This is a genomic window from Peptoniphilus sp. (assembly GCF_034090345.1).
Taxonomy (GTDB): domain Bacteria; phylum Bacillota; class Clostridia; order Tissierellales; family Peptoniphilaceae; genus Peptoniphilus.
On record NZ_JAXDSS010000050.1, the window covers coordinates 1 to 7,304 of the forward strand.

The following is a 7,304-nucleotide window of genomic DNA, read 5'->3' on the forward strand; positions in this document are numbered from 1 at the left end:
TCTATTTCAAATATATTATTTGTTCCTTGAAGAACTGTAGAAATTCTCTCCAATCCCATTCCTGTATCTATATTTGGATGAGATAGCGGATGGTAAATTCCCTCTTCATCCTTATCAAATTGAGTAAATACAAGATTCCAAACTTCTATAAATCTGTCGCAATCACAACCTGGTTTGCAGTTAGGATCGTCACAACCATATTTTTCGCCTCTGTCCACATAGATTTCAGAACAAGGGCCTGATGGTCCAACTTCAAGTTCCCAGAAATTATCTTCTTTACCAAGTCTTACTATTTTCTCCTCAGGAATACCTACTTTATCTCTCCATATGGCAAAAGCTTCATCATCTTCTTCATAAACAGTAACCCATAGCTTTTCTTCTTCTATTTCAAGTCTTTCAGTTAAAAATTCCCAAGCCCAAGTTATTGCTTCAGTTTTAAAATAATCTCCAAAAGAAAAATTACCTAACATTTCAAAGAAAGTTGCGTGTCTATCAGTTTTTCCTACATTATCTATGTCGCCTGTTCTTATACATTTTTGACAAGTTGTAACTCTACTATGTGGGGGTGTCAATTCTTTAGTAAAGTATTTTTTCATTGGCGCCATACCTGCCCCAATTAATAGAAGTGATTTATCCCCTTTTGGAATTAAAGAAAAGCTATCTAATACAAGATGTTCTTTACTTTTAAAAAATTCTAAAAATTCACTTCTAATTTCTTGGAGTTTTAAATTCTTCATCCTTTTTTACACCTCAATTATAAAAATCCTCCCTAAATAGGGAGGTTATTAAACTATATCTCTATTTCTTTCATTGTACTTTATTTTTAAGTAGTCAACAAGTATTAAGATTATAGAAAATACGGGGACAGATAAAATCATTCCCAATACTCCGAAAATCCCACCTCCTATTATAATGGAAATCAAAACTAAAATTGGATTCAATCCCGTTTTGTCTCCTATTAACTTTGGTGCAAGAATATTATTTTCAGCCCATTGTAGCAACACAAATAATATGGCTACCCAAAGAGCTTTAAACGGAGATACTATAAAAGCAAATAATACTGCCGGTACAAATCCCATAAATGGTCCTATATAAGGAATTATATCAGCTATCATAGTTATAATTCCTATTACAACGGCAAAGTCGACCCTTAAAATTAAAAGATAAATCATTGTGAAGAAGCCTACAAAAAATGCCAATAACAATCTTCCTTTAACAAAATTAAGTAATGCTTGATTTATTCTCATAGAAAGATACAGTATATCATCTTTGTATTTTCTAGGTAAAATTTTAACTATTCCATTTTTGAATTTATCCTTATCTACAGTAAAATAAAACGCAAAAATAAACATTAAAACAATTCTAAGTAGCTTTGAGAACAATACTCCAACACCACTACCTAAATTTTTCAAGCTGTCTACAAATGAACCTTGTAAGTTATTTACAAGTTTCATTACAGAATCACTAAATCCATCTCCTATTTTTTTTAAATCGAAAGACTGATAAATTGTAGACGTATTATTCTTGCTTAAATTTTCCATTATTTTTCCAAAATCAGCACCTAATTTTTCTAAAATAACCGGTGTTCTAAGCAATAAATTTGTAATTTCTTGGACAGTCTTTGGTATTACAATTACCATTAATAGTCCAAGTATTAATACAATACTAACGTATACAATCAATACTCCAACTTTTCTGTTTATATTTTTCGTTTCCAAAAAAGTTACAACTGGATTAATAACAAATGCAATTACTGCCCCAAAAAATATGGCCCATAAGGTATCTGCCACTATTCCATATTTTTGTAAAATTATTCTAAATATATACAAAACTATTATAGCAAATAACACATTTACAATAACTTTTAAATCAACTCTTATTCGTTTATCAGATTCTATATATACATTGCCTATGTTTATAAGATAGTATATCGTCAAAAATAATAGTAGTAGGAAAAGAGTTGCCGTACCTATTACTAAAAACTCAGGTGTCAAATTTACCACACCCATATTTTGTAATTTTGTCGCTTGCATATCACACCTCTATCTAAGAGAATTTATACTATCTATTATTATAGCAGAAGCTTTGTCTATCTGCTCTTCTGAATTTTCTTCATTTAATGTAAGTCTTAAACTATTTTTAGACAGTTCGTCATTTCTGCCAATAGTTTTTAAAACGTATGATGGATTAATTGAACCTGAATTGCACGCACTTCCAATTGAAGCCATAATACCTTCCATATCTAATTTCATCAATAAAATGCTTGAGTCAATATTTTCAATAGATATATTTATATTTCCTTTTAATCTATTTTTAAGATCTCCATTTAAATAAACTCCTTCTAAACTCAAAAGATTTTTTAATAGTTTATCTCTCAATTTTTCTATTTTTGAATTTCTTTCAACTATATTTTTTTGAGCTATTTCAACAGCTTTTGCAAATCCAACTATGCCCGCAACATTCTCTGTTCCAGCTCGTTTATTCCGCTCCTGTGAACCACCATTTATTATAGAGTTTATTTTTGTACCATCTTTAATATAAAGAGCTCCTACTCCCTTTGGGCCGTGTATTTTATGCGCTGAGAAACTCATCATATCTACATTTAATTCACTTAAATTAATTTCAATAGAACCTAGAGCCTGAACTGCATCTACATGAAACAGTATATTTTTATCTTTTAAAATTTCTCCTATTTCTTTTATGGGTTGTATAGTTCCTATCTCATTATTAGCATACATAACTGAAACAAGAGCTATGTCATCTCTTAACTTACTTTTTAAAGAATCAATTTCAACTATTCCATTACTATTTACATCTAAGTATTCTATTTCATAGCCCAAATCTTTCATATATTCTAAGCTTTTTAACACAGCTTCATGCTCTATTGGCGTAGAAAGTATGTGTTTAGATTTTAAAAGGCTACCTTTTATAGCCCAATTGTCTGCTTCAGAGCCACCTGATGTAAAAAATATTTCTTTACTCTTACATCGCAATGTCTTTGCAATTAAATCTCTTGCCTCTATTATAGCTTCCTTAGATTTTTTTCCTATTGAATAAACGCTTGAAGCGTTGCCATAAAATTCTTTTAAATATGGCAACATTGCTTCAAATACTTCATCACTAATTTTTGTTGTAGCAGCATTATCTAAATAAATTTCCATAACTACTCCATATCAGCTAAAGTGAGCGAATCTAAAACTCCATCAAGTTTTTCTTGTAACGTGTCCAAAATATTTTTAGTTGCACAAGAATTACCTTCGCAAGCTTTATATCCCCTACAATCGGAACTACTTAAATTTTTACAAGATATAGCTATATTCCCTTCAAGAGAATTTAAAATTTCTCCTATTTTTATTTCATTAGGAGCTTTTTTTAATTGATAGCCGCCTTTAGCTCCTCTTGAACTCTTTACTAAATCACTTTTTTTCAATAATGTAAAAAGTTGTTCTAAATAGGCTTCTGACAGATTTTCTTCTTTAGCTATCTCACTAATAGATATTGGACCTTTCCCATAATTTATAGAAAGCCTATGCATTGCCATAAGTCCATATCTACCCTTAGTAGAAAGTTTCATTTTCTCACCTACACACTAAAACTCTTTTTATCAATATCCTTCTCTATCATTTCTTTTAAAGTGTACCAAGGTAGTACTGCACATTTTACACGCGCCGGTAAATTTTGAATACTTTCAAATGCTATAGCATCTTCTAAATCTTCCAGATCAGCTTCATCTGAAATTTCTCCCTTTACCATAGCTATAAATTTATTACTAAGTTCCAAAGCTTTTTGCGTATCTAATCCTTTTATAGTATCTATCATTATAGAAGTAGAAGCTTGAGAAATAGCACAACCTATTCCGGTATAAGAAGCATCTTCTATTTTTTTTTCTTTAACTCTTAGCTCTAGTGTTATTTCATCTCCACATGAAGGATTGTGCCCCAATTCAACATGAGTAGGGTTTTCCAAATGTCTTCTATTTCTCTTATTTCTACTTTGTTCTAATATTAGTTCAGTGTATATATCATTAAGATTCAATTTGTAACATCCTCCTAACCTCTTCTAAATGTTCGATAAAATAATCTATTTCTTCAAAAGTATTATAAAAAGCAAACGAAGCTCTACAAGAAAAATTATTACCTAATTTTCTGTGTAACGGTTGTGCACAATGGTGTCCACTTCTTATTGCTATTCCATAATTATCCAAAATAGAAGCTACATCATGCGGATGAGCACCTTTAAAATTAAAGCTTATTAAAGGACTTCTTTCTTTAACTGATGTAGTATATACTTCTATAAATGGTAATTTTTTCATTTTATCATAACAGTAAGTTGTAAGTTCAGACTCATATTCATAGATATTATCCATACCTATTTCTTCAATGTATTCTATAGCCGTTTTTAAAGATTTTGCTCCCCCTACATTTACTGTACCCGCTTCAAATCTTTGAGGAGATGGCATGTATGAGCTTTTATTTTCATACACATATTCAATCATCTCTCCACCATACATATATGGGTTCATAGAATTTAATATATCCACTCTTCCATAAAGGACTCCTATCCCCATAGCGGAAACCATTTTATGTCCTGAAAAAACTAAAAAATCGCAATCTAAGTCCTGTACATCAACTTTGTGGTGTGGTGCATATTGAGCTGCATCAACTATACAAATCGCCTCAGAATTACTCTTAGCCTTCTTTATAAATTCTTTAACATTAGGCATAGTCCCAACTACATTAGAAGCTGCTGTTATACTAAATAATTTTGTATTCTTATTTAGTTTACTTTCAAATTCTTCATCTGTTATTTGCATATTTTCATCTAAATATAAATATACGAGCTTTGCTCCTGTCTTATTAGCCACATATTGCCAAATTACAAGGTTAGAATGATGTTCCATAATCGAGATTAAAATTTCATCTCCAGTAGATAAGTTTTCTAAAGCCCAACTATATGCTATCAAATTTAAAGCCTCTGTTGCATTTCTGACAAATACAATTTCATTTGATGTCTTTGCATTTATAAACTCTTTAACTTTACCCCTAGCACTTTCATAAACTTCTGTAGCTTCCATAGCAAAATGATGTGCTCCTCTATGAGGGTTTCCATTTTCATAATTATAATATTCTCCAAGGGATTCTATTACTTGTTTTGGCTTTTGAGTAGTAGCTCCATTATCAAAATAAACATACTTTTTGTCTGATTTTAGATAAGAAAAATCTTCTCTAATTTTTTCAACTTGTTCCCTATTAAGCATATTATCTCCTAACTATTTCTTGAACTCTATCATTTATAATGTTTCTCAACTCATCATCTTCAATAGAATCTATAGCTTTTGCAAATCTCGATAATACTATAAGAGACTCCGCTTGTTGTTGGTCAAGTCCTCTTGACATTAGATAGAATAATAATTCGGTATCTATTTTCCCGGCACTTGCTGCATGGTTTCCTTGAACATCATCTTCATGAGCCAATAAAACCGGTACAGATAAAGCTATAACATCATCAGATAATAAAGTTGCATATTCTTCCTCTGAACCTATAGATCCACTAGAACCTTCTTTGAAATCTAATGTTGATTTAAAGTTCTTATAACTTTCATCTCTAAGAGCTCCATTTACAATAATATCTGAATTTGATTTTTTAGCATGGTGATATATGTCATAGAATAGATTCAATTCATTTTTTCCATACCCAAAATAAATACTATTTATATTTATATTTGAATCTTCACCAATTAAATTACCCTTTAAGTTAGTGTATAGTTCAACACTTCCTATTTCATATTGGAACAAGTTTAAAGTTGCGCTTTCATCAATATCTGTGATTATTGATTCAATAACCTTTTTGTTTTCTTCCATTTGAACTATAAATAAGTTCACTACTGAATTCTTTTCAAGCTTTAATCTTATAAGCGAACTCCTAAAATCAGACTTTGTGTTTTCATCATATCTTAAAACTAAGTTAAGCTTTGCTCCATCTTCAACATAAATGTCTGTCACCTCAACTAGAGTTTCATTTGAATCATAAACAATGGTTTTATTTAAACTTTCACCACTTTCAACTATTATTTTCTTATAATAATTATAATTATTTATATTTAATTCTTTTATTTCTTTAGAAAAGCCGTAGTCAGATTTAAATTCTCTTTCCTTTGGTTCTCTCTTATCGCCTAAATTAATCGGTAATTCTAACTCTACTTGATTAACATTTGAAGAATCAAATGTTCTAAAAGACAAGTTATTTCCGTATATCTTATTTCCCATTTTCTCCTCCTAGCCTATAGAACCTTCAAGTTCTAAGTTTATCAAGTTATTCATTTCTACAGCATATTCCATGGGCAACTCTTTAGCTATTGGCTCTGCAAACCCTCTAACTACCATAGCTTTGGCTTCAGACTCAGGAATACCTCTACTCATCAAATAGAAAATTACTTGATCTGATATTCTGCCAATTTTCGCTTCATGTCCTAAGTCAACATGCTTATTTTTTATATCTATTACCGGTATAGTATCTGATCTTGATTCACTGTCAAGCATTAATGACTCACAAGATACAGAACTCTTAATATCATGTGCATTTGGGGAAACACTTACCAAGCCTCTATATACTGCAACTCCACCTGATTTAGAAATTGATTTTGAGTTTACAGTTGATTTTGTATGAGAAGCTGTGTGAATTGCTTTAGCTCCTGTGTCTATGTTTTGACCTGCTCCTGCAAATGAAATGCCGGTGTATTCACTGCTTGCATATTCTCCTCTTAAAACAGAAGTTGGATACAACATAGATACTTTAGAACCGAAAGAGCCTGAAACCCATTCAATTTTACCATGCGCATCTACTATAGCTCTCTTAGTGTTTAAGTTGTACATATTTCTTGACCAATTCTCTATTGTAGAATATCTAAGAGTTGCGTTTTTGCCTACAAATAACTCTACTCCGCCAGCATGTAAATTCAATACATTGTACTTAGGAGCTGAACACCCTTCTATAAAATGACAATACGCATTGTCTTCAATGATTATAAGAGTGTGTTCAAATTGTCCTGCTCCAGGAGCATTAAGTCTGAAATAAGACTGTAATGGCACATCAACCTTTACACCTTCCGGCACATACACAAAACTACCGCCAGACCATACAGCATAGTGAAGAGCTGCATACTTGTGCAAAGTTGGAGTTATACATTTTTGGAAGTATTTTTTTACTATTTCAGGATATTCTCTAAGACCGGTTTCAAAGTCAGTATAAACTACCCCTTGGTCTAAAAGATATTTTTGAATGTTGTGATAAACAACCTCACTGTC

At 31.1% G+C, this 7,304-nt stretch carries 8 protein-coding genes; all 8 read right to left on the reverse strand.

The window, feature by feature from the left end:
• Nucleotides 1-737 (reverse strand): alanine--tRNA ligase-related protein (locus SOR77_RS04215; RefSeq protein ID WP_320635934.1); only part of this gene is annotated, 737 nt, incomplete at its 3' end.
• 48 nt (nucleotides 738-785) lie between these two features.
• Nucleotides 786-2,033 carry an AI-2E family transporter gene (locus tag SOR77_RS04220; protein ID WP_320635935.1) on the reverse strand — a complete coding sequence of 416 codons (1,248 nt, stop codon included), beginning with the start codon at nucleotides 2,031-2,033 and terminating at the stop codon, nucleotides 786-788.
• A 9-nt stretch (nucleotides 2,034-2,042) separates the two neighbouring features.
• Nucleotides 2,043-3,161 carry a cysteine desulfurase family protein gene (locus SOR77_RS04225; RefSeq protein WP_320635936.1) on the reverse strand — a complete coding sequence of 373 codons (1,119 nt, stop codon included), beginning with the start codon at nucleotides 3,159-3,161 and terminating at the stop codon, nucleotides 2,043-2,045.
• 2 nt (nucleotides 3,162-3,163) lie between these two features.
• Entirely contained in the window at nucleotides 3,164-3,574 is a 411-nt protein-coding gene (locus SOR77_RS04230; protein ID WP_320635937.1) for an Rrf2 family transcriptional regulator, read from the reverse strand.
• 8 nt (nucleotides 3,575-3,582) lie between these two features.
• Complete coding sequence (sufU, locus tag SOR77_RS04235) at nucleotides 3,583-4,035, reverse strand: Fe-S cluster assembly sulfur transfer protein SufU (protein WP_320635938.1); 453 nt, start codon at nucleotides 4,033-4,035, stop codon at nucleotides 3,583-3,585.
• Nucleotides 4,025-5,257, reverse strand: a complete 1,233-nt coding sequence (locus SOR77_RS04240; protein WP_320635939.1) for a SufS family cysteine desulfurase — start codon at nucleotides 5,255-5,257, stop codon at nucleotides 4,025-4,027. Before SOR77_RS04240 ends, sufU begins: the two co-directional genes overlap by 11 nt.
• Nucleotide 5,258: 1 nt before the next feature.
• Nucleotides 5,259-6,266 carry a SufD family Fe-S cluster assembly protein gene (locus SOR77_RS04245; RefSeq protein WP_320635940.1) on the reverse strand — a complete coding sequence of 336 codons (1,008 nt, stop codon included), beginning with the start codon at nucleotides 6,264-6,266 and terminating at the stop codon, nucleotides 5,259-5,261.
• Nucleotides 6,267-6,275: 9 nt separating this feature from the next.
• Nucleotides 6,276-7,304: Fe-S cluster assembly protein SufB (gene sufB, locus SOR77_RS04250; protein WP_320635941.1), on the reverse strand; the 1,029-nt coding region annotated here is incomplete at its 5' end.